17 protein-coding genes and 6 tRNA genes are annotated in these 21,720 nt (G+C 53.3%); 5 read left to right on the top strand and 18 right to left on the bottom strand.

All coding sequences use genetic code 11. The features are described 5' to 3' along the window. Nucleotides 1-19 precede the first annotated feature (19 nt). From FGI04_RS12905 to nagB, 10 genes are all read right to left on the bottom strand, one after another. Nucleotides 20-94 (bottom strand) — tRNA-Gln (locus tag FGI04_RS12905). Between the two features lie 8 nt (nt 95-102). Continuing rightward, nucleotides 103-179: transfer RNA gene (locus tag FGI04_RS12900), tRNA-Met, on the bottom strand. A gap of 43 nt (nt 180-222) precedes the next feature. Beyond that, nucleotides 223-297: transfer RNA gene (locus tag FGI04_RS12895), tRNA-Gln, on the bottom strand. A 38-nt stretch (nt 298-335) separates the two neighbouring features. Continuing rightward, a tRNA-Gln gene (locus FGI04_RS12890) sits at nt 336-410 on the bottom strand. Between the two features lie 54 nt (nt 411-464). Beyond that, a tRNA-Leu gene (locus FGI04_RS12885) sits at nt 465-549 on the bottom strand. 10 nt (nt 550-559) lie between these two features. After that, nucleotides 560-636 (bottom strand) — tRNA-Met (locus FGI04_RS12880). Nucleotides 637-854: 218 nt separating this feature from the next. Continuing rightward, entirely contained in the window at nt 855-2,519 is a 1,665-nt protein-coding gene (gene asnB, locus FGI04_RS12875) for an asparagine synthase B (protein WP_342699511.1), read from the bottom strand. 294 nt (nt 2,520-2,813) lie between these two features. Beyond that, on the bottom strand, nt 2,814-4,037 hold the full coding sequence (gene nagC / locus FGI04_RS12870) for a DNA-binding transcriptional regulator NagC (protein ID WP_248588095.1): 1,224 nt from the start codon (nt 4,035-4,037) through the stop codon (nt 2,814-2,816). 29 nt (nt 4,038-4,066) lie between these two features. Beyond that, a complete protein-coding gene (gene nagA, locus FGI04_RS12865; RefSeq protein WP_407336834.1) occupies nt 4,067-5,218 on the bottom strand; it encodes an N-acetylglucosamine-6-phosphate deacetylase in 1,152 nt (383 codons plus the stop codon). A gap of 22 nt (nt 5,219-5,240) precedes the next feature. Then, nucleotides 5,241-6,041, bottom strand: coding sequence for a glucosamine-6-phosphate deaminase (gene nagB / locus FGI04_RS12860; protein ID WP_342699513.1), 801 nt, complete (start codon nt 6,039-6,041; stop codon nt 5,241-5,243). 328 nt (nt 6,042-6,369) lie between these two features. On the opposite strand from nagB, the gene nagE reads away from it, so the two are divergent. Beyond that, the gene (gene nagE / locus FGI04_RS12855) at nt 6,370-7,842 is read left to right on the top strand and encodes an N-acetylglucosamine-specific PTS transporter subunit IIBC (protein ID WP_342699514.1); all 1,473 of its coding nucleotides are present in this window, start codon (nt 6,370-6,372) and stop codon (nt 7,840-7,842) included. Nucleotides 7,843-8,009: 167 nt separating this feature from the next. Next, nucleotides 8,010-9,668, top strand: coding sequence for a glutamine--tRNA ligase (glnS, locus tag FGI04_RS12850; RefSeq protein ID WP_407336833.1), 1,659 nt, complete (start codon nt 8,010-8,012; stop codon nt 9,666-9,668). Nucleotides 9,669-9,751: 83 nt separating this feature from the next. Here the strand turns inward: glnS and fur are convergent, their stop codons facing one another. Continuing rightward, nucleotides 9,752-10,198 carry a ferric iron uptake transcriptional regulator gene (fur, locus tag FGI04_RS12845; RefSeq protein WP_012770614.1) on the bottom strand — a complete coding sequence of 149 codons (447 nt, stop codon included), beginning with the start codon at nt 10,196-10,198 and terminating at the stop codon, nt 9,752-9,754. A 407-nt stretch (nt 10,199-10,605) separates the two neighbouring features. Beyond that, on the bottom strand, nt 10,606-11,133 hold the full coding sequence (gene fldA, locus FGI04_RS12840) for a flavodoxin FldA (protein WP_342699516.1): 528 nt from the start codon (nt 11,131-11,133) through the stop codon (nt 10,606-10,608). Nucleotides 11,134-11,551: 418 nt separating this feature from the next. On the opposite strand from fldA, the gene FGI04_RS12835 reads away from it, so the two are divergent. After that, on the top strand, nt 11,552-13,240 hold the full coding sequence (locus FGI04_RS12835) for a methyl-accepting chemotaxis protein (protein WP_407336832.1): 1,689 nt from the start codon (nt 11,552-11,554) through the stop codon (nt 13,238-13,240). A 68-nt stretch (nt 13,241-13,308) separates the two neighbouring features. On the opposite strand, the gene ybfE is transcribed toward FGI04_RS12835, so the two are convergent. Then, nucleotides 13,309-13,590 carry a LexA regulated protein gene (gene ybfE / locus FGI04_RS12830; protein ID WP_012883886.1) on the bottom strand — a complete coding sequence of 94 codons (282 nt, stop codon included), beginning with the start codon at nt 13,588-13,590 and terminating at the stop codon, nt 13,309-13,311. 285 nt (nt 13,591-13,875) lie between these two features. After that, a complete protein-coding gene (gene ybfF, locus FGI04_RS12825) occupies nt 13,876-14,646 on the bottom strand; it encodes an esterase (protein ID WP_342699518.1) in 771 nt (256 codons plus the stop codon). A gap of 255 nt (nt 14,647-14,901) precedes the next feature. Between ybfF and seqA the strand changes: the two genes are divergently transcribed. Both seqA and pgm read left to right on the top strand, forming a co-directional pair. Then, nucleotides 14,902-15,438: a replication initiation negative regulator SeqA gene (gene seqA / locus FGI04_RS12820; RefSeq protein WP_038907376.1), complete on the top strand. Its 537-nt coding sequence runs from the start codon at nt 14,902-14,904 to the stop codon at nt 15,436-15,438. Between the two features lie 25 nt (nt 15,439-15,463). Next, entirely contained in the window at nt 15,464-17,107 is a 1,644-nt protein-coding gene (pgm, locus tag FGI04_RS12815) for a phosphoglucomutase (alpha-D-glucose-1,6-bisphosphate-dependent) (RefSeq protein ID WP_252999882.1), read from the top strand. A 63-nt stretch (nt 17,108-17,170) separates the two neighbouring features. Here pgm and FGI04_RS12810 read toward each other — a convergent pair whose 3' ends face one another. The 4 genes from FGI04_RS12810 to kdpC form a co-directional block, all read right to left on the bottom strand. Beyond that, on the bottom strand, nt 17,171-17,599 hold the full coding sequence (locus FGI04_RS12810; RefSeq protein WP_342699521.1) for an EamA family transporter: 429 nt from the start codon (nt 17,597-17,599) through the stop codon (nt 17,171-17,173). Between the two features lie 75 nt (nt 17,600-17,674). Further along, nucleotides 17,675-18,364 carry a two-component system response regulator KdpE gene (kdpE, locus tag FGI04_RS12805; protein WP_029456409.1) on the bottom strand — a complete coding sequence of 230 codons (690 nt, stop codon included), beginning with the start codon at nt 18,362-18,364 and terminating at the stop codon, nt 17,675-17,677. Next, entirely contained in the window at nt 18,361-21,090 is a 2,730-nt protein-coding gene (gene kdpD, locus FGI04_RS12800) for a two-component system sensor histidine kinase KdpD (RefSeq protein WP_407273130.1), read from the bottom strand. The genes kdpE and kdpD overlap by 4 nt, the downstream gene beginning before the upstream one ends. Before the next feature lie 50 nt (nt 21,091-21,140). After that, nucleotides 21,141-21,716 carry a potassium-transporting ATPase subunit KdpC gene (gene kdpC / locus FGI04_RS12795; protein ID WP_342699523.1) on the bottom strand — a complete coding sequence of 192 codons (576 nt, stop codon included), beginning with the start codon at nt 21,714-21,716 and terminating at the stop codon, nt 21,141-21,143. Nucleotides 21,717-21,720 lie beyond the last annotated feature (4 nt).

Genomic DNA, 21,720 nt, shown 5'->3' with positions numbered 1-21,720 from the left:
ATAAACGGGCTTTTCTGTATGGCTGGGGTACGAGGATTCGAACCTCGGGATGGCGGAATCAGAATCCGCTGCCTTACCGCTTGGCGATACCCCAATTTAATGTGGTGGCTACGACGGGAATCGAACCTGTGACCCCAGCATTATGAGTGCTGTGCTCTAACCAGCTGAGCTACGTAGCCAAATTACTGCACGGTCAAAAGCCTGAGGCTTTGTGACTGAAAATGGCTGGGGTACGAGGATTCGAACCTCGGGATGGCGGAATCAGAATCCGCTGCCTTACCGCTTGGCGATACCCCAACAGGGTGCACATCGTAAGATGTGTCTCACTAAATATATGGCTGGGGTACCAGGATTCGAACCTGGGAGTGGCGGGATCAAAACCCGCTGCCTTACCGCTTGGCGATACCCCAATAAATTGCTGCAACCCGAGTTGACGCTTTCGGTTTTCACACCGACGAAGATAATGGTGCGGGAGGCGAGACTTGAACTCGCACACCTTGCGGCGCCAGAACCTAAATCTGGTGCGTCTACCAATTTCGCCACTCCCGCAGGGAAAAAATGGTGGCTACGACGGGAATCGAACCTGTGACCCCAGCATTATGAGTGCTGTGCTCTAACCAGCTGAGCTACGTAGCCATCTTTTCCGCGTCACCTTCATCGGCGTTGCGGGGCGCATTATGCGGAGTTGGCCTTTTGGCGTCAACACATTTTTTCCCTAAAAACGGCGTATTCGAGCTGTTTGTTTGGGTTGTGAACAGTCTGGTGAGAAAAGCGTCAGAAAGCAGACTTTTAACGGCATTCCATAAGAAAAACGGGCCGCTAATGGCCCGTTTAAAACAGTAAAATAAAGCGGGTTATTGGTAGGCGGACTGGTGCACGCCGACGGCGCGGCCTGACGGGTCATCCATCTTTTTGAAGGATTCATCCCATTCAATGGCTTTAGCTGACGAACAGGCTACTGACGGGCCGCCAGGGACGCATTCAGCCGCGCTTGGAACCGGGAACAGTTCTTCAAAAATTTCGCGGTACAGGTAGCCTTCTTTGCTGGTCGGCGTGTTGTACGGGAAACGGAAGTGTGCGGTTTCCAGTTGCTGGTCGGTAACCTGTTTAGCGGCCACTTCTTTGAGTGTATCAATCCAGCTGTAGCCAACGCCGTCGGAGAACTGCTCTTTCTGGCGCCACGCCACGCTGTGCGGCAGATAGGATTCGAAACATTCACGCAGAATGTGCTTTTCCATTTTGCCGTTACCGCACATTTTGTCTTTCGGGTTGATACGCATGGCGACGTCCAGGAATTTCTTATCCAGGAACGGTACGCGTGCTTCAACACCCCAGGCCGACATCGCTTTGTTCGCGCGGGCGCAGTCATACTGGTGCAGAGCCAGCAGTTTACGCACGGTTTCTTCATGGAATTCTTTGGCGTTCGGCGCTTTGTGGAAGTAGAGGTAGCCGCCGAAGACTTCGTCCGAACCTTCACCGGACAGCACCATCTTGATACCCATAGCTTTGATTTTACGTGACATCAGGTACATCGGCGTCGAGGCGCGGATGGTCGTGACGTCATAGGTTTCGATGTGATAAATCACGTCGCGGATAGCGTCCAGACCTTCTTGTACCGTGAAATGGATTTCGTGGTGCACCGTGCCGAGATGTTCGGCAACATCACGTGCCGCTTTCAGGTCAGGCGCGCCTTCCAGTCCAACGGCAAATGAGTGAAGCTGCGGCCACCAGGCTTCGCTGCGCTCGTCATCTTCCACGCGGCGGGCAGCGAATTTTTTGGTGATGGCGGAAATGATGGACGAATCCAGACCACCGGACAGCAATACGCCGTAAGGCACATCGGACATCAGGTGGCTTTTCACTGACTCTTCCAGTGCTTCACGCAGTTCGTCGGCGTCGGTGACGTTATCTTTTACGTTGTCGTATTCGAACCAGTCACGACGATAGTATTCACGAATTTCGCCGTCCTGACTCCACAGGTAGCTACCTGCCGGGAATTCTTTGATGGTGCGGCATACCGGCACTAGCGCTTTCATTTCAGAGGCGACATAAAAGTTGCCGTGCTCGTCGTAACCCATATACAGCGGGATGATGCCCAGATGATCGCGGCCGATCAGGTAAGCGTCTTTTTCGCTGTCATACAGTGCGAAGGCGAACATACCGCGCAGTTCATCCAGGAATTCCGGTCCTTTTTCCTGGTACAACGCCAGAATCACTTCACAGTCGGAACCGGTCTGAAACTGGTAGCGGTCACCATATTGCTGACGCAGAGCCTGATGGTTATAAATTTCACCGTTCACGGCCAGAACGTGGGTGTGCGCCTGGTTGTAGAGGGGCTGAGCACCGGTGTTGACGTCGACAATAGACAGACGTTCATGCGCCAGAATGGCTTTGTCGCTGGCGTAAACACCGGACCAGTCCGGGCCGCGATGGCGCATCAGACGGGACAATTCCAGCGCTTTTTTACGCAGTTCAACCGGGTCAGTTTTCAGATCAAGCACACCAAAAATAGAACACATACCAAAGGCTCCCTTTATTCACGTATCACAACGTGAAAACTGTCAAAGTGTATGGCGGTAAGCAGCGGTTTTCCTTGCCGAGTGGTATTGCTGTGGGTCGGTCACCGCCGTATCGGTAACACTGATTTAGCATCAAAAGGGGATGCTAATTCAATATCATTTAATGAAAAAAGCCATTGTGATGGTGAATGTGTAATTTTTGGCGTGTTCTATTGTGGTTTATTCATAATGCCTGAAAAGAGAGGCCGGATTTTTAGCGATCTCATAATCCGGCCTTATAGCAAAAACCAAAACTTACTGATTTTCAAGCAGACGTTGCAGCAATACACCATTAAGCATGGCGCGTTTTACCAGCGCAAAAGCGCCGATGGCAGACAAATGCTGCAATTCGGAGACGACAACGGGCAGGTTTTGCCGGAAATCTTTTAGCACCTGCGTATTGATGCAACGCTCAATGGCGGGCAACAGAATTTTGTCTGCGGCGGTAATTTCACCAGCGATAACGACCCGTTGTGGGTTAAACAGGTTAACAGCAATCGCGATGGCTTTGCCCAACTGCTGCCCGGCTGCTTCTATCAGTTCTTTGGCCAGGCGATCGCCTTTGACTGCCGCTTTACAGATGGCGGCAATCTGGCAGTCATCGAGCGTCAGTTTGCTGGGGAAACCTTGTTGCAGCAAATGACGAACCCGCTGTTCCAGCGCACCGTTGGATACTACCGTTTCAAGGCAACCAAAGTTGCCGCAGTGGCAGCGGTCACCTAAGGGATCAATCTGGATGTGCCCTATCTCCCCCACATTGCTGTTGCTACCAAGGAAGATTTTGCCGTTGACGATAATACCGGCACCTACGCCGCGATGAACCCGCACCAGTAACGAGTCCTGACAGTCGCGGGTGGCGCCAAAATAGTGCTCGGCCAGGGCCAGACTGCGGATATCATGACCAACAAAACTGTGTACGTTGAAACGCTGTTCGAGGTTGTCAACCAGTGGCCAGTTATCCACGCTGATATGCGGCATATAACGCACGACACCGGCAATCGGGTCGACCAGCCCCGGTAACACCACTGAAATCGCGATTAATTCGCGGATTCGGCGCTGATGACGGGTGATGAATTGATCAATAACGGTGAATAAAGCGCTTTCCAGCGTTTCCTGGGTATTTTCCGGCAGGTTGCAGTGCTCTTCTTCCAGCCGTTTGCCCTGTAAATCGTATAAGGCGAGGGTGGCATCGTGGCGGCCGAGTCGCACCGCCACGGTATGAAACGGCCGTGTTTCAGAAATGATGGAAATAGCGCGACGCCCACCGGTTGATGCCTGCTGATCCACTTCTTTGATTAGACCGCGCTCCAGCAGCTGGCGGGTAATTTTGGTGACGCTGGCGGGAGCAAGCTGGCTCTGTTCTGAAATCTGAATTCGGGAGATAGGGCCTTGCTGGTCAATCAGGCGGTACACGACCGCACTGTTGAGTTGTTTAACCAGATCGATATTCCCTATCTGGGTTTGTCCGCCTGTGGTCATGACGCATTACTCGTGTCGATGCAATACGCTTACGATTTGCGAAAGACTTCTTCACCATTCACAAACGTACTGAGGATGTCAAAATCGCGGGTAAATGCCGTCAGGTTTGCCACTTTTCCTGTTTCAATGCTTCCCAGTCGACATGCTTCGCCGATGGCTCTTGCCGGATAGAGCGTCGCCATTCTCAGCGCTTCATCCAGAGCGATACCCGCGTGTTCTACGCAATTGCGTACGGCATCGATCATGGTGAGAGCCGAACCGCTCAGGGTGCCATTCTCATCCACACAGATGCCGTCGCGGTAGTATATGGTTTTACCGGCAAATGTGAACTGGTCGATAGTGGAACCCGCGGGTGCCGTAGCGTCGGTGACCAGCACTAGTTTGTCGCCCTTGATGCGTTTGCTGTTGCGGATAGTCGCCCAACTGACATGATGACCATCGGCAATGATGCCGCAATAGACTTCCGGTGCGTCATAGACGGCACCGACCAGACCAGGTTCCCGGCCGGTAACAGGGGGCATGGCGTTAAACAGGTGGGTAGCAAAGCGGATCCCGGCGGCAAAACCCCGTTTGGCCTGTTCCCAGGTGGCATGAGCGTGCCCGGCGGATACGACGATGCCCGCATCGCTCAACTGCCTTATCACGCTATCTGGCACCATTTCCGGCGCCAGCGTGACCTTGCTAATGACATCGGCATTGTCACACAGATAAGCCACCAACTCATCGTCCGGCTGGCGGATAAAACTGGCATCGTGGGTGCCTTTTTTTATCGGGTTAAGCCACGGGCCTTCCAGATGCAACCCCAGCGCCTGATGGCGGTGCTGAGCAAGCCAGGCACGCATGACGCCGATGCTGTGGCGCATGAATTCATCAGAGGAGGTGATAAGCGTCGGTAAGAAACTGGTGCAGCCGGATTTTTCGTTGGCCTTCTGCATGGTTTCCAGTGTTTGGACGCAAAGGCTGCTTAGCGCGTCATTGAACTGAACGCCGCCGCAACCATTCAATTGCAGGTCGATAAAGCCAGGGGCCAGTAGCGCACCGGCAAGATCACGCCGGGGCAGGGTGTCAGGCAGTTCATGTGCCGGGCATACTGCCTCGATCAATCCATCGGCGACGACGACGGCATAACCGTCAAGGATCTGGTGGCCGGTAAAAACACGACCATTGATTAAAGCGAACATCTCTAAGCTCCTGGCTCACCGATTACAGATTTTGGATATTTTCAGCTTCCAGCTCGCGGAAATATTTCACGGTCTTCACTTTTAATTCCATGGTGGAAGGCTCATCGCACACCATCAGCGCTTTAGCGTGCAACTGCAGGCAACTGATGGTCCACATGTGATTCACATTGCCTTCTACCGCCGCCTGAAGCGCCAGTGCCTTATGACGGCCGCTAACCAGAATCATGACTTCTTCTGCATCCAGCAGCGTACCCACGCCGACTGTCAGGGCGTATTTAGGCACCTGGTTAACATCGCCGTCGAAGAAACGGGAATTGGCGATACGGGTCTCTTCCGTCAGCGTTTTGATACGGGTACGGGATACCAGAGAAGACGCCGGTTCGTTAAAAGCGATATGGCCATCGTTGCCGACGCCGCCCATGAACAGATGAATCTTGCCGTAAGACTTGATTTTTTCTTCATAACGCTGACACTCAGCAGCGATATCTTCCGCGTTGCCATTCAACAGGTTAATGTTTCCTTCCGGAATATCAACGTGATTGAAAAAATTCTGGTACATAAAGGTGCGGTAGCTTTCCGGGTGGTCCGCCGGTAGCCCGACGTATTCATCCATGTTGAAGGTAACAACATGCTTAAAGCTGACCTGACCTGCTTTGTATAGCGCAATCAGCGCTTTGTAGGCTTCCAGCGGCGAGCTGCCGGTTGGCAGACCGAGCACGAACGGGCGTTCCGCCGTTGGGTTGAAAGCATTGATGCGCTCGACAATATAGCGGGCGGCCCATTTGCCAACCTCGGCGGGGGTCGTTAGTGGAATCAGTCTCATGGTGCTCTCCTCTGGCAATCGGTTAGCTATCATCGGGTAGTCGCAGCCAGATAGATTGGCTGCCAGGTACTATGCCGATGCTATGTGTAGGTGTTTATCTGGGGGCTAGTGTAGCGTGTTTTTTTTAGTCTTGAAATAAGTTGTGTTAATGAGGCGCCATAAACTTTTAATATGTGCGTTTGTGGTGATTATTATCACATAATCACTGTTATTAATTTGTGTGGCGAATTATTTTTTTGGCACTCTGGTCAGGCCCACATGGCTGGCGGGTGATTTGGTAACAAGGCTGACAGACAATTTATTGCCCGTAAGGGAAAGAGAGGGGAAGGTGAGTACACTCGGTTATTTACAAAAAGTAGGCCGTGCGTTGATGGTGCCGGTCGCTACATTGCCCGCAGCCGCCATCCTGATGGGGGTGGGGTACTGGATAGACCCGGTTGGCTGGGGGAGTGAAAGCGCGCTGGCAGCGTTGTTGATCAAGTCTGGTGCGGCGATTATCGAGCATATGGCGGTGCTGTTTGCTGTCGGTGTCGCCTACGGTATGTCTAAGGATAAAGACGGTGCGGCGGCGCTGTCCGGGTTTGTCGGTTATCTGGTGTTGACTACACTATGCTCGCCTGCGGCGGTATCGATGATTCAGCATATCCCGCTGGCAGAGGTGCCAAAGGCATTCAGCAAGATTGAAAACCAATTCATCGGTATCCTGGTCGGCGTGATTTCCGCCGAGTTGTATAACCGCTACAGCCAGGTTGAATTGCCCAAAGCACTCTCTTTCTTCAATGGTCGCCGACTGGTTCCGATTCTGGTATCGGTGCTGATGATTGTGGTGGCGTTTGTGCTGATGTACGTCTGGCCGGTGATTTATAACGCGCTGGTTTCCTTTGGCGAACATATCCAGCAGATGGGGTCGGTGGGTGCGGGTATTTATGCCTTCTTTAACCGCCTGTTGATTCCGGTCGGGTTGCATCATGCACTGAATTCAGTGTTCTGGTTTGATGTGGCGGGCATTAACGATATCCCCAACTTCCTGAGCGGGCAGCAGGCGATTGATGCTGGCAAAGCGATCCCGGGCATTACCGGGCGTTATCAGGCCGGTTTCTTCCCGATCATGATGTTTGGTTTGCCGGGCGCGGCACTGGCGATTTATCACTGTGCGCGTCCTGAAAACCGCAGCCGGGTGGCGGGCATTATGGTGGCGGCGGCGTTTGCAGCCTTCTTCACCGGTATTACTGAACCACTGGAATTCTCCTTCATGTTTGTTGCGCCGGTGCTGTATGTGCTGCACGCGGTGTTGACCGGGATTTCAGTATTCATCGCTGCCAGCATGCACTGGATTGCCGGTTTTGGTTTCAGTGCTGGTTTGGTGGACCTGGTGCTTTCTACACGTAACCCGCTGGCGACACATTGGTACATGTTGCTGCTCCAGGGTGTGGTGTTCTTCGCCATTTATTATGTGGTGTTCCGCTTTACCATCACCCGGTTTAACTTGATGACGCCGGGACGTGAAGCGGTTGCGACCCAGCCCTCAACGGAGGGGACTACCGCTCCTGCGGGTAATACCCAATCGGTGGCGAAAGGGTATTTGCAGGCCATCGGCGGTAAAGACAATCTGACCGGCATCGACGCTTGTATCACTCGCTTGCGCCTGAGCGTGAAGGATTCGAGCCTGGTGGATGAATCGGCGGCACGTCAGTTAGGGGCTGCGGGTGTGATTCGTCTTAACAAGCAAAGCGTGCAGATTGTGGTTGGCACCCAGGCGGAGAATATCGCCGCCGCCTTGCGTGAGGTTTCACAGGAATAATTCGGCTGGCGTCATCATCGCCGTCTGATATCGGTAAACGGAGCGTGCCTGCAAGCGCGCTCCGTTTTTTTATCTTGAATTTTCATGAAACAAACGGTTGTTTCCCGGCGTGGCTTGTTGGATCATTAGTGGTTAAGGGTTGTTTTTTCGCATTTGAGGAACCAAGCATGAGTGAGGCTGAAGCCCGCCCAACCAACTTTATTCGTCAGATCATCGATGAAGATCTGGCTACCGGTAAACACGATCATATCCAGACGCGTTTTCCTCCAGAGCCGAACGGCTATCTTCATATCGGCCACGCTAAATCCATCTGCCTGAACTTCGGTATCGCTGAAGATTACCACGGCAAGTGCAACCTGCGCTTTGATGATACCAACCCGGTAAAAGAAGATATCGAGTATGTTGAGTCCATCAAACATGACGTGCAGTGGCTGGGTTTTTCCTGGAGCGGTAATGTTCGCTATTCGTCGGATTATTTTGATCAGTTGCACATGTATGCCGTTGAGCTGATCAATAAAGGGTTGGCGTATGTCGATGAGCTGACGCCGGAACAGATTCGTGAATATCGCGGCACGCTGACTTCTCCAGGCAAAAATAGCCCGTACCGTGATCGCCGTGTTGACGAGAACCTGGCGCTGTTTGAAAAAATGCGCAATGGCGGTTTCGCCGAAGGTGCTGCTTGTCTGCGTGCTAAAATCGACATGGCATCACCGTTTATCGTGATGCGCGACCCGGTGCTGTATCGCATCAAATTCGCCGAGCATCATCAGACCGGCAATAAGTGGTGCATCTACCCGATGTATGACTTCACCCACTGCATTTCCGATGCGCTGGAAGGTATTACACACTCGCTGTGTACGCTGGAGTTTCAGGATAACCGCCGCCTGTATGACTGGGTGCTGGATAACATCAGCATTCCTGCCCATCCGCGTCAGTACGAGTTTTCCCGCCTGAACCTGGAATACGCGGTCATGTCCAAGCGGAAACTGAACCAACTGGTAAGTGAGAAGATCGTCGAAGGCTGGAACGATCCGCGTATGCCGACCATCTCTGGTTTACGTCGTCGTGGCTATACTGCTGCTTCTATTCGTGAATTCTGCCGCCGCATTGGCGTGACCAAGCAGGATAACACCGTAGAAATGGCGGCACTCGAGTCGTGCATTCGTGATGATCTCAACGAGAATGCACCACGTGCGATGGCCGTACTGGATCCGGTGAAAGTGGTGATTGAGAACCTGCCTGAAGGCCATGAAGAGTGGCTGAGCATGCCCAACCATCCGAATAAGCCGGAGATGGGGACACGACAGGTTGCCTTCAGTCGTGAAGTGTATATCGATCGCGCTGATTTCCGTGAAGAAGCCAATAAGCAGTACAAACGTTTGGTGCTGGGCAAAGAAGTCCGTCTGCGCAATGCGTATGTCATTAAGGCTGAACGTATTGATAAAGACGAGCAGGGTGTGATCACCACGATTTACTGCAGCTGTGATACGGAAACCCTGAGCAAGGATCCGGCTGACGGCCGTAAAGTGAAAGGCGTGATCCACTGGGTATCTGCCGCTCACGCGCTGCCAGCGCAGTTCCGCCTGTATGACCGTCTGTTTAGCGTGGCTAACCCTGGCGGAGCAGAGGATTTTCTCTCCACCATCAATCCTGATTCACTGAGTATTGCTCAGGGCTTTGTCGAAGCCAGCTTGGGTAATGCCGAGGTCGAAAAAGCCTATCAGTTTGAGCGTGAAGGGTATTTTTGTGCGGATCGCGTATATTCCCGTTCTGATCATCTGGTATTCAATCGGACGGTGGGTTTGCGTGACAGTTGGGCGGGTTAATCACCGCCTGATGGTGGGGTACAAGATAAAAATAAAACCGCCTCGGCGGTTTTATTTTTGCTCAGAATAAAGAGAAGGCTCAATCAGCGTTCGTCGTGCGCGTTGTCGTCTTCACGGCAGTCGCCGCTACTGCAATGGCCGTACAGATACAAACTGTGGTTGGTGAGCTTGATGCCATGCTTCTCGGAGATTTCACGCTGGCGTGCTTCGATAGACTCATCGCTGAATTCAATCACCCGACCGCAATCCAGACAGATCAAATGATCATGGTGGTGCTGTTGGGTGAGTTCGAAAACGGATTTGCCACCTTCGAAGTTGTGGCGGGTGACAATGCCTGCATCGTCAAACTGGTTAAGCACACGGTAGACAGTGGCCAAACCAATCTCTTCCCCCATATCAATCAGCTTCTTGTATAAGTCTTCCGCGCTGACGTGGTGGCATTGAGGATCCTGAAGGACTTCCAGAATTTTCAGTCGTGGAAGTGTGACTTTCAGGCCGGCCTTCTTTAATGCGGTGTTGTTGTCAGTCATGCGGATTTAGTCCTGTTACGTGCTTTATCTGGGAGGCTATTAGCCTAGTATCATCGGTCGGCGTAAAAAAGGTCATGTGTCTCAATTATAGAACCGCACCATCGAAATGAAAACTACGGAACTTTTACAATATGGTTCAGGTTAACGTACTGTATTCAGAGTAGTTATCGATAAGGAACAAATTGTATGCCAGGATTTATCATTAAACATAATCCGGCTGAGCGGATGACATTGTACCTTGTCAGGATGAAAAGTTAAAAAAATGTATCACTGATTGCGATAGGTTTTATCTATCTATGGCTCTCATTATCGATTTAGCCATCGATTTATCTGTCGATATTTACCTATCGATGGTGATATGGCCCCGAATACATGGGCACCAGCGGTGCGTCAGGGCCACGGGTGAATCAGGCCAGTAAGGCTTTCAAATTCAGCTCTTCGCTGATTTGCTTGACCCAGTTGGAGACGCGTTCGCTGGTCAGTTCCGGCTGGCGGTCTTCATCAATAGCCAGGCCGATAAAGTGATCGTCATCCGCCAGGCCTTTTGAGGCTTCGAAGTAGTAACCTTCGGTCGGCCAGTGACCGACGATGTTTGCACCGCGTGGTTCGATGATGTCGCGAATGGTGCCCATGGCATCACAGAAGTACTCTGCGTAATCTTCCTGATCACCGCAACCAAAGATGGCTACGAGTTTGCCAGAAAAATCAATCTCTTCCAGTGTTGGGAAGAAGTCATCCCAGTCACACTGTGCTTCGCCGTAATACCAGGTCGGGATACCCAACAGCAGGATGTTAAAGCGCTCCAGATCCTCTTTGCTGCTTTTGGCAATGTCGTGCAGTTCGGCGACGTCGCTGCCCAGTTGTTGCTGGATAGTTTTAGCAATATTTTCCGTATTACCAGTATCACTGCCAAAAAAAATGCCTATGAGAGCCATAGATTAAATAACCTCTTGATTCCTAAGGGTATGGTGCTTGAGTCACCCACTATTTGCTAATAATAGCAGACACTGTCTGGCGGATAAACGTGTATCTGTGGCTGCCTGCAGTCGCGCTGTAAAAACAATTAGTTGATTCTTTTTTAATCGCTTTCTTAATGTTTTTTTAATTTTTTTTAAATACGATATTCTCACAGGTAACTGAAATTATGGGTAATTGGTTAACTATCTAATTTTTATTAGTTTTTTAAAAAACAGAAAAGACTAAATATTCTTATAGTTTTGACGATGACGAAACATGGTGCTTTATTGAATGTAAATGTGCAGCAATGTTTCTTACAAAACGAGAGACTTTCTCATTACATAAGTCAAAACAAGCCTTACCTCCTCGATCAATAGCTCGTTTATGGAGTCAATTATGCAATTCCTAAAAAATATTGCCATTCGCACTGCCATGTTATGGGTGCTTGGCAGCTTCTGTGTGTTATGGATTGCGGTCTCGCTCTACACCATGTACTCGTTCAAAACCATGAACGAAACGTCTAAAACCAGTGCTTTGCTGGTTAATAATATGAATTTGGTTAATACCGGTAATGACCAGTATTTCCGTATGGTAACCCGACTGGCACGTGCGATTGATTATCGGCAGAGTGGCGATGATCAGAAGGCAGATGAACAGCAAAAATCATCACAGGCTGCGTTAGATCTACTGAAATCTAACCTGGAAGCCTTCAAAAAGATTGATCATGCCGGCATGTCGCCGGAGCTGGTGGACGCGGTAACCCGTGACTGGAGCAACCTGATTACCCAAGGGGTTGAGCCAATGTTCCAGCGTGCGGTGGACAAAAAATTCGATGAGTACGACAAGTATGCCAAAGACATCGTGCCCGCCTTCAGTCGCCAGTTCAATGTCTCGTTCACCAACTTCAACAAAGCCGGGTCAACGATGTTCGTCGATGCAGGTGACCGGTTAGAAAGCATTACCGCTGTCGGACAGAATATTTTGCTGGCAGGGCTGGTAGCCGGTTTGTTGATGCTGTTTATGACTGATCGCTATCTGGTGGCCTGTCTGGTGCGCCCGCTCAATGATCTGCGTGATCATTTCCAGGTGATTGCGGCTGGCCGTCTTGGCAAACCGATTCTGGATTTTGGTAACAACTGCGTAGGTAAACTGTTCCCGCTGTTGCGCGATATGCAAACTAGCCTGGCGAACACCGTGAGTACGATTCGAAGCAGTGCGGATTCCATTTATCAGGGCGTGTCGGAAATCGCATCCGGCAACAACGACCTGGCAGCCCGTACCGAGTCGCAGGCAGCGGCGTTGGAAGAAAGTGCTGCCAGTATGGAACAGCTGACGTCGACCGTGAAACAGAACGCGGAAAATGCCAGCCACGCCAGCCAACTGGCTCATCAGGCTTCGACCACGGCCAGTAAGGGCGGGGAATTGGTCGACAATGTCGTGAAAACCATGGCGGAAATCTCCGGTAGTTCGAAGAAAATTGCTGAAATTACCAGTGTGATTAATGGCATCGCTTTCCAGACCAACATTCTGGCGTTGAACGCGGCGGTTGAAGCGGCTCGTGCCGGTGAGCAAGGGCGTGGATTCGCGGTGGTGGCCGGTGAAGTAAGAAGCCTGGCGCAACGCAGTGCGCAGGCGGCCAAAGAGATTGAAAATCTGATTGCCGAGTCGGTTCGTTGCGTGGATAACGGTTCCTCGTTGGTGGCTGACGCAGGCAGCACCATGAGCGAGATTGTGAAAGCGGTAACCAATGTGACCGATATTATGTCGGAAATCGCCACCGCATCGGATGAGCAGAGTAAAGGTATCGCCCAGGCCGGTCAGGCGATTACGGAAATGGATGGCGTGACTCAGCAAAATGCCGCGCTGGTGCAAGAGGCCTCTGCCGCAACCCGCTCACTGGAAGAACAGGCGATGGTGCTGACCGAAGCGGTATCTGTCTTCCGTCTCTCAGAGGAACAGTCATCCGGTCTGTCGCCAAGACGCGAACGTCAGGCACCGGTTAAAGCCGTGGCGGCTCCGTCAGCCAAAGCATTGCCCGCTGCAACATCGGCTAAGAAAGGCAGTGATAACTGGGAAACGTTCTGATGTATTGAGGACGTCAGGCGTCATGGATGACGCCAGCACTATCGTAGTTGTATTGTAGTCGTGTTGCATTAATCTTGTTGTTCTGCCAACTGTGCCAGCAGCATCTGTTCTATCAGTTCACTTCGGCTGATGTTTTTTTGTTCAGCCAGCGCATTGAGAATTTCTACCGCTTCACTGTTAATTTTCAGCTCGACACGACGAAGCCCCCGCACTTTGTCACGCCGCAACTGGTTGCGCTTGTTGATCCGTAACTGTTCGTCACGCGAGAGCGGATTGGTTTTCGGCCGCCCAGGCCGACGCTCATTCGCGAACAGATCCAGCGTGGTGCGATCCGTTTGTTCTTTTGCCATAACTAATGGTACTGCAAGAAATTCGGCCAAAACGCCGCGTGTGAACTCCGGGGGTTGACCGCCGGGATTATCTGGTGCTTTCAGCAACTCAGGCCGCGTTTTGATGAAATGTGGTTAACGATGCAAGTGGCCATACAGCCGTCCCTCATACTGAGCGCGCCATAATACCCCAGCCGTTGCGGTGGCGACAACGTTTACTGGGGCCAGGACTCAATTAAGACTTAATTAACGCGTGGTATAAGGCAACCTCTCCGCCCGCCGGGTGGATTATCTTCCCGTTGCGTCTTAACTCGAGGCTAGAAAACGGTGGATGGCGCGCAGTACGGCGTCGGGTTTTTCCGCGTGTACCCAGTGGCCTGCACCACTCACCACATGGGCTTTTGCGGCAGGAAACTGGCGCACCAGGAGGTCGCGATAGCGGTCATCCAGATAAGGCGACTCACTGCCACGGATAAACAGGATAGGGCCCGTCCAGGGGGATACCGCTTTCCAGCCGACGATATGCTCGTACTGATCCCACAATACCGGCACGTTAAAACGCCACTCTCCTTGCTGAAATGACTTCAGCAAAAATTGCACTACGCCTTCTTCACCGGACAGATGAGGCCGCATGATTTCCGCTGCCTGCGAGCGTTGTGTCGCACCCGCGTCACTGACAGCACGAATGGCGGCAAACACCTTGTCATGACGACGCACCTGATAATCGACCGGTGCAATATCAATTGCCACGATACGATCGATGCGTGTGGCAAGCCGTTCGGTCAGCGCCATTGACACTTTGCCACCCATCGAATGGCCTATCAGAATGACGCGCTCCAGACCCAGCTCGTCGATCAGCTCACTCACATCCTGCGCCATGGCCGGATACGTCATCTCTGACGATCGCGGCGACAACCCATGATTGCGCAGATCAACTTGCACGGTATCGTGATGTTTTTGCAGATCGCGTGCCAGTACGCCGAGGTTATCCAGATTACCGAATAGCCCATGAATGAGGACTACGGGTAATTGATTTTGCGGGGATTGTGCGTTTTGCCAGCGATAATTCAATTTCATGGTGAAGTTCATTCAGAGAGACAGTGGCTTAGGGTATCATGACTTTACCATGTCGCTTCGCCGCAGGGTAAACTCTCTCAGGCAGCGTCAGCCGGGGCAGCAGGCGGAAAGCCGCGTTCATGTACAGGATGTGCGCGGCACGTTCAGGATAATCCTGAATATGTTATCTCCGTTGTCTGCTGCTGTTCGTGGGTTGCGCATAGCCTGTATAATTCCCGATGATTAATTAAAGACATAAAACAGTACTGGATAAAGATGAAAACTATTGAGGTCGACGACGAGCTTTACCGTTATATCGCCAGCCACACTCAGCATATCGGCGAGAGTGCATCAGATATTTTACGGCGCATGCTGAAATTCAATAGCGTGCAGCCAGCGTCGGTGGCAGTAGTGCCGACAGCAGAGTCGACAATTGCCCAGCCTGCCGTTGCGCAGCCGCCGCGTGATCGGGTAAGAACCGTGCGCGAGTTACTGTTGTCGGACGAATACGCCGAGCAGAGTAGGGCGGTCAATCGTTTCCTGATGGTGCTGTCTACCCTGCATAGCTTATCGCCGCAAGAGTTTGCTGCGGCTACCGAATCGTTGCACGGTCGTACCCGCATTTATTTCGCGGCTGACGAGCAGACCTTGTTGCTGCACGGTGCCCAGACTAAACCTCGCCTCATTGAAGGCACGCCTTACTGGGTTATCACCAATACCAATACCGGTCGTAAACGTAGCATGGTCGAGGACATCATGCTGGCGATGCAGTTCCCGCCGGAACTGACAGAGAAAGTTTGCGGCACCATTTAAATCACTGCGTCAGGAAGAAACGCCAATGGCTAATCACCCAAGAGCCGGACAACCTACCCGGCAAAGCGACCTGATTAATGTCGCTCAGTTGACGTCCCAGTATTATGTGTTGAGCCCGGATGCGAGCAATCCGGCTCAGTCGGTTAAGTTCGGTACCTCAGGCCACCGCGGCAGTGCCGCCCGCCACAGTTTCAATGAAGCCCATATTCTGGCGATTGCCCAGGCGATTGCCGAAGAGCGCAGCCGTCAGGGCATCACGGGGCCATGCTATGTAGGCAAAGACACCCACGCGTTGTCTGAACCGGCGTTCATTTCCGTGTTGGAAGTGCTGACTGCCAACGGTGTCGACGTCATTATCCAGCAGGATAACGGGTTTACCCCGACACCGGCGGTGTCGAACGCGATTCTGGTGCACAACCGCCAGGGCGGTGCACTGGCTGACGGTATCGTGATTACTCCATCGCATAACCCGCCGGAAGACGGTGGTATTAAATACAACCCGCCTAATGGCGGCCCGGCGGATACCAATCTCACCAGCGTGATTGAAAAACGTGCGAATGCATTGCTGGCGGATAACTTGCGTGACGTGAAGCGCCAGTCGCTGGACCGCGCACGCCAGAGCGGCCACCTGCATGAACGTGATCTGGTTGAGGCGTATGTCGAGTCGTTGGGTGACGTGGTGGACATGGCCGCTATCCAGCGTGCGGGTCTGAAACTTGGCGTGGATCCGCTCGGCGGTTCCGGTATTGCCTACTGGCAGCGCATCGCCGAGCGCTATCAACTGGATCTGACGCTGGTTAATGATGCCATCGATCAGACGTTCCGGTTTATGACGCTGGACCATGACGGTGTTATCCGTATGGACTGCTCATCGGTTTCGGCGATGTCTGGCCTGCTGTCGTTGCGCGATAAGTTTGACCTCGCCTTTGCCAACGATCCGGATTATGACCGCCACGGTATCGTCACCCCAGCTGGGTTGATGAACCCGAACCACTATTTGGCTGTCGCTATCAACTATCTGTTCCGTCATCGTCCGCAGTGGAGCGAGTCGGTCGCGGTGGGCAAAACACTGGTATCCAGTGCGATGATCGACCGTGTGGTGGCCGACCTGGGCCGCAAACTGGTGGAAGTGCCGGTCGGTTTCAAATGGTTTGTGGATGGCTTATTTGACGGTACGCTGGGCTTTGGCGGCGAAGAGAGCGCTGGTGCCTCGTTCCTGCGTTTTGACGGCAAGCCCTGGTCAACGGATAAAGACGGTATCATTCTGTGCCTGCTGGCTGCGGAAATTACCGCAGTGACCGGTAAGAACCCACAGCAGCATTATGATGAATTGGCTGCACGTTTTGGCGCACCGAGCTACAACCGTTTACAGGCATCGGCAACCCATGCGCAGAAAGCGGCCTTGTCGAAGCTATCACCGGAAATGGTATCCGCCAGTACGCTGGCAGGCGACCCGATCACGGCCCGTCTGACTGCCGCACCCGGTAATGGCGCGTCGATTGGTGGCCTGAAAGTGATGACCGATAACGGCTGGTTTGCTGCTCGTCCGTCCGGCACGGAAGAGGCCTACAAGATTTATTGCGAAAGTTTCCTCGGTGCTGAACACCGTGAAAAAATCGAGAAAGAAGCGGTGGAAATTGTTAGCGCGGTGCTGAGCAACGCGAAGTAATGAGCCATCAACTGTAATCAGGGCGCTGTGTAAACAGCGCCTTTTTTATGACAGTGGCCCCACCTATCCCAATGCTACCAGCAACGCGCCGACAGAAATGAGCGCGACACCCACCCCCGCCAGCAGCGATATTTTTTCACCCAGTAGCAGCACAGCCAGAATGACGGCAAACACCACACTGAGTTTGTCGATTGGCGCTACCTGCGCGACGCTACCGCTTTTCAGTGCCATAAAATAAAACAGCCAGGACAGCGCCCCTGCCACACCACTCAATACGATAAACAACATCGCTTTATGGTTGGCCAGTATGGTGCCGAAGAGTGATGATTTGCCTTGCACCACCACCACGCCGACCAGAAACAACGCCATAATCACGGCACGAATGGCGGTGGCCGTATTGGCATCCAGCTGTTGCAGGCCGATTTTACCAAACAGCGCCACCAGCGCAGCGCACAGCGCCGACAGTAAGGCGTAAAGTAACCAGCTACTCATTGATATTTTTCTCGCGGATAAAAATCAGGATGCTACGCCTGTCGCTGGCAGGACACCAGTCGCGTCAGGCGTCAGTTAGGGCATAAACCGATAGCCGATGGCGGTTTCAGTCAAAAAGTGACGTGGGCGTGCCGGGTCATCTTCCAGTTTTTGGCGTAAATGTCCCATATAGATGCGCAGGTAATGGCTGTGTTCCACCGCGTTAGGGCCCCAGACCTGATTGAGCAGTTGGCGCTGTGTCAGCACTTTGCCGGGGCTGGCGAGCAGGGTGGATAGCAACCGGAATTCGATAGGCGTCAGGTGCAGTTCCTGCTGATTGCGGATAACCTGGCGGTTGATCAAATCTACGGTGACATTGGAAAAGGTAATCAGCGGGGTTTCCTGCTGGGGAGTACTAAAACGACGTAACGCGACCCGTGAACGTGCCAGCAGTTCGCCAATGCCGAAGGGCTTAGTGAGATAGTCCTCGGCACCGGCATCCAGTGCGGCGATTTTGTCCTGTTCGTCGGTGCGGGCTGATAACACGATAACCGGGATGGCGCTCCACTGTCGCAGATCCCGGATGTAATCAATGCCGTCGCCATCGGGCAGACCCAGATCAAGAATGATGAGATCCGGTTTGCGCGTCGCGGCTTCAATCAACCCCCGTTGCAGCGTTTCGGCTTCAAACACGCGACAGCCTTCACCTTCCAGCGCGTTACGGACAAAACGCCGGATTTCTTTTTCATCTTCTACGATCAGTATGTTGGTCTGTAACAGGGTCAGGACTCCATCTCTTCAGGTTCGAGCGCCGGTGGCGCACCCAACGGCAGGGTAAAATGGAACACTGCGCCGCCCTCATCTGCGTTGGTGGCCCAGATTTTCCCGCCGTGAATTTCTACAATCGCCCGGCAAATCGCCAGTCCCAGCCCGACGCCGGGAATCGAAGACTCTTTGTGCCCACGGGCAAACTTGTCGAAAATGATTTTTTCCTGACCGATGGGGATGCCCGGGCCGTTATCCTGAATCTGCACTTCCAGCATATCGCCGGACGCTGACGAGGAGAGTCGACTGGCAGAAAGGGTAATGGTCGCCTGCTCACCCGCGTATTTGATGGCGTTTTCCAGCAGATTGATCAGCACCCGTTCGATCAGGCTGGCGTCGCAGTACAGCAGTATCATGTCCTGCGGCAACCGTAAGTGAATAGTATTGCTTGCCAGCGAGTTTTCCAACTGCCGTAATGCACTTCCGGTCAACTCTTCCAGTGTTTGCCACTCTTTGCGCAAATTAAAGCCATCAGACTGGATGCGCGCCATGTCCAGCAAGTTGTTAACCAGACGCGTGGTACTGAGAATGTGCTGGCGTATTTGACTGGCCTGTGGGGCATAAGGGGAACCTTCGGAGGCCAGATTGAGCGTTAGGATTTCAGCCTGACCGAACAGTACCGTCAGCGGAGTGCGTAAATCGTGGGACAGCGCGGCCAGCAGCGAGTTGCGCAGTTGCTCGCGTTCGGCGTCCAGACGTGCATTTTCGGTGCTGTTAACCAGATGCAGACGCTCCAGTGCGTTAGTGATCAGCACCGTAAAGGTTTCCAGCATGCGCTGCTGTTCCGGGATCATTAACTGACGGGCGTTGGCTGGCTCGACGGCAATGACGCCAAACGTCAGCTGCGGCGTGGTCAGCGGTAGCAACTGGTAAGGCACGCCCGGCAGTGTGGCGGTACCGGCACCGGCAGGTGCTGCATGGTCGTAACTCCAGCGAGCAATGGCCTTATCGACGATCAACTGCTCAGGTTCATCAAGCGCAACCTGCTGTAACTCTGCCGTCGGCGCAGACAATGGCTCAGCCAGCAAAATGGCTATCTTGGCCTGAAACGTGGAGCGCAGAAAATGATGGCTGGCTTTGGCGATATCCTCAACTGACAGGCTGCGGTTGAGTGCTTTGGACATTTCGTACAGATGACGCACCCGCTGCTCCCGGTAGCGGGCGACGCGGGCCTGATAACGTACCCCGGCAGTCAGATTCCCCACCAGAATACCGATAGTCAGCATCACCGCAAACGTGACCAGATACTGTGCGTCGGCGACGGCGAAGGTACCTTTCGGCACCACGAAAAACAGATCAAAACTGGCGACGTTGATGAAGGCGGCGAAGACCGATGGCCAGCGGCCATAAAACAGGGCAATGAGCACCACGGCCAGCAGGTAGAGCATCACCAGGTTGACCGGTTCCAGCATCGAGAAGGGCGACCACAGTGCCAGAAGGGTGATCAGCGTGCACAGCAGCATCGCCACACCGCAGCCGTAGAGCTGTAGTCGCCATTTGTCGGTAATGCCTCGACTATCGGGGGCTTTGGGCGGTGGTGGTGTGGCGTCGTCCTGCACGGATACCACCACCAGGTCGAGGTCTGGTCCTAACTTGCCGAGCTTCTCGGCAAAGCGGGTGCGACGCCACCAGCCGAGTTTTTGCTCGGTATGACGGCCAATGACGATTTTGCCGAGATTATGATCGCGAGCGTAACGCAATACCGCGCGCTCTACCGAAGGGTCGGACAGGGTGGCGGTTTCCGCCCCCAAATCCTGTGCCAGCTTCAGGGCGCGCAGAATGGCCCGCCGCTCGCCTTCTGGCAGACGATGCAAACCGGGGGTTTCAACATACACCGCATGCCAGATGCTGCCCAGACGGGCTGCCAGACGGGCGGCGGTGCGTACCAGTTTTTCGTTGCCCACACCGCGACCGATACACAGCAAGATAGCATCGCGGGTATGCCAGACCCGCTCACGCCCTTGACTGGCGCGCATTGCGCGCATCTCATCGTCTACCCGGTCGGCCATACGCCGCAGTGCAAGCTCACGTAAGGCGAGCAGGTTGCCTTTGCGAAAGAAGTTTTCGATGGCGCGTTCTGCCTGCATCGGCAGGTAAACTTTGCCTTCATTAAGACGCTGGCGTAAGTCGTCAGGTGGCAGGTCCACCAGTACCACCTCGTTAGCGTCGTCAAAAATCGGATCGGGGACGGTTTCCCGTACCCGGATGCCGGTGACACCGCCCACGATATCATTGAGACTTTCCAGATGCTGCACGTTGACGGTGGTGAAGACATCGATGCCGGCATCCAACAGTTCCTGAACGTCCTGCCAGCGTTTGGGGTGACGAGAACCACGAATATTGCTGTGCGCCAGTTCGTCGATCAGGATGATCGCCGGACACCGTGCCAGTGCCCCATCCAGATCAAACTCATGATGATGGCGACCGTAGTGGCTGATCTTCTTCATCGGCAGGGAGGGCAGGCCTTCCACTAGCGCCGCGGTTTCGCTGCGCCCGTGGGTTTCCACCACCCCGACCAGTACGTCCAGTCCTTGTGCTTTCAGACGCTGCGCTTCCTGTAGCATGGCGTAGGTTTTACCTACGCCTGCACACGCGCCGAAGAAGATTTTGAGCTTACCGCGCGGTTGTTCCTCAATCTGGCTTAAGAGGCTATCCGGGTCGGGTCGACGTTGTTCCTCGTCGGTCATTTCTGTTCCTCATCAATCGGGTCTGTTCTGTCGACACCGCGGTTCTTTAATCAGGGAAGCGGTTTAAGCTTATCCAGCGCCATATTCAATTCTACGACATTCACTACCGGCGCACCGATAAATGCGGGCATTGGCGTGTAGGTATGGCTATTGATTAATTGATCCACCTGATCCTGCGACAAACCGCGGGCTTTGGCGACCAGCCCAGCCTGATAACGTGCCGCTTGTACCGAAATGTGCGGATCAAGGCCGCTGGCCGATGCCGTGACCAGATCGACCGGTACGGCATCGTTATCACCATGGCGCTGGTGCCAGGCGGCGACATTCTGGCTGATGGCTTTGTCCAGCGCTGGGTTACTGACCGCCAGATTGCTGCCGCCAGACGCCATTGTGTTGTAGGCACTGTCCGAGGTCGCGGATGGGCGTCCCTGGAAGTACCCGTCACGGCTGAATGCCTGGCCTATCAGTGACGACCCAACCGGCTTGTCCTGTTGGTAGAGCAGGGAGCCGTTGGCCTGCGCCGGGAACAGCAATTGCCCCAGCGCTGTCGCCAACAAGGGATAACCCACGCCGGTTATCAGGGTCATCAGCAGCAATAGCACCAGAGAAGAACGAATATAATTCATGATG

The organism is Dickeya ananatis, assembly GCF_019464615.1.
GTDB classification, from domain to species: Bacteria; Pseudomonadota; Gammaproteobacteria; order Enterobacterales; family Enterobacteriaceae; genus Dickeya; species Dickeya oryzae.
This window is presented reverse-complemented; position numbering and strand designations above follow the sequence as displayed.

What these genes read in the sequence shown, in the direction of transcription:
- FGI04_RS12810 (WP_342699521.1), bottom strand. Translation starts at nt 17,599, where the DNA reads ATGAGTAGCTGGTTACTTTACGCCTTACTGTCGGCGCTGTGCGCTGCG.
- seqA (WP_038907376.1), top strand. Translation starts at nt 14,902, where the DNA reads ATGAAAACTATTGAGGTCGACGACGAGCTTTACCGTTATATCGCCAGC.
- fldA (WP_342699516.1), bottom strand. Translation starts at nt 11,133, where the DNA reads ATGGCTCTCATAGGCATTTTTTTTGGCAGTGATACTGGTAATACGGAA.
- nagB (WP_342699513.1), bottom strand. Translation starts at nt 6,041, where the DNA reads ATGAGACTGATTCCACTAACGACCCCCGCCGAGGTTGGCAAATGGGCC.
- fur (WP_012770614.1), bottom strand. Translation starts at nt 10,198, where the DNA reads ATGACTGACAACAACACCGCATTAAAGAAGGCCGGCCTGAAAGTCACA.
- glnS (WP_407336833.1), top strand. Translation starts at nt 8,010, where the DNA reads ATGAGTGAGGCTGAAGCCCGCCCAACCAACTTTATTCGTCAGATCATC.
- kdpD (WP_407273130.1), bottom strand. Translation starts at nt 21,090, where the DNA reads ATGACCGACGAGGAACAACGTCGACCCGACCCGGATAGCCTCTTAAGC.
- ybfE (WP_012883886.1), bottom strand. Translation starts at nt 13,590, where the DNA reads ATGGCAAAAGAACAAACGGATCGCACCACGCTGGATCTGTTCGCGAAT.
- ybfF (WP_342699518.1), bottom strand. Translation starts at nt 14,646, where the DNA reads ATGAAATTGAATTATCGCTGGCAAAACGCACAATCCCCGCAAAATCAA.
- nagC (WP_248588095.1), bottom strand. Translation starts at nt 4,037, where the DNA reads ATGACCACAGGCGGACAAACCCAGATAGGGAATATCGATCTGGTTAAA.
- pgm (WP_252999882.1), top strand. Translation starts at nt 15,464, where the DNA reads ATGGCTAATCACCCAAGAGCCGGACAACCTACCCGGCAAAGCGACCTG.
- kdpC (WP_342699523.1), bottom strand. Translation starts at nt 21,716, where the DNA reads ATGAATTATATTCGTTCTTCTCTGGTGCTATTGCTGCTGATGACCCTG.
- FGI04_RS12835 (WP_407336832.1), top strand. Translation starts at nt 11,552, where the DNA reads ATGCAATTCCTAAAAAATATTGCCATTCGCACTGCCATGTTATGGGTG.
- nagA (WP_407336834.1), bottom strand. Translation starts at nt 5,218, where the DNA reads ATGTTCGCTTTAATCAATGGTCGTGTTTTTACCGGCCACCAGATCCTT.
- asnB (WP_342699511.1), bottom strand. Translation starts at nt 2,519, where the DNA reads ATGTGTTCTATTTTTGGTGTGCTTGATCTGAAAACTGACCCGGTTGAA.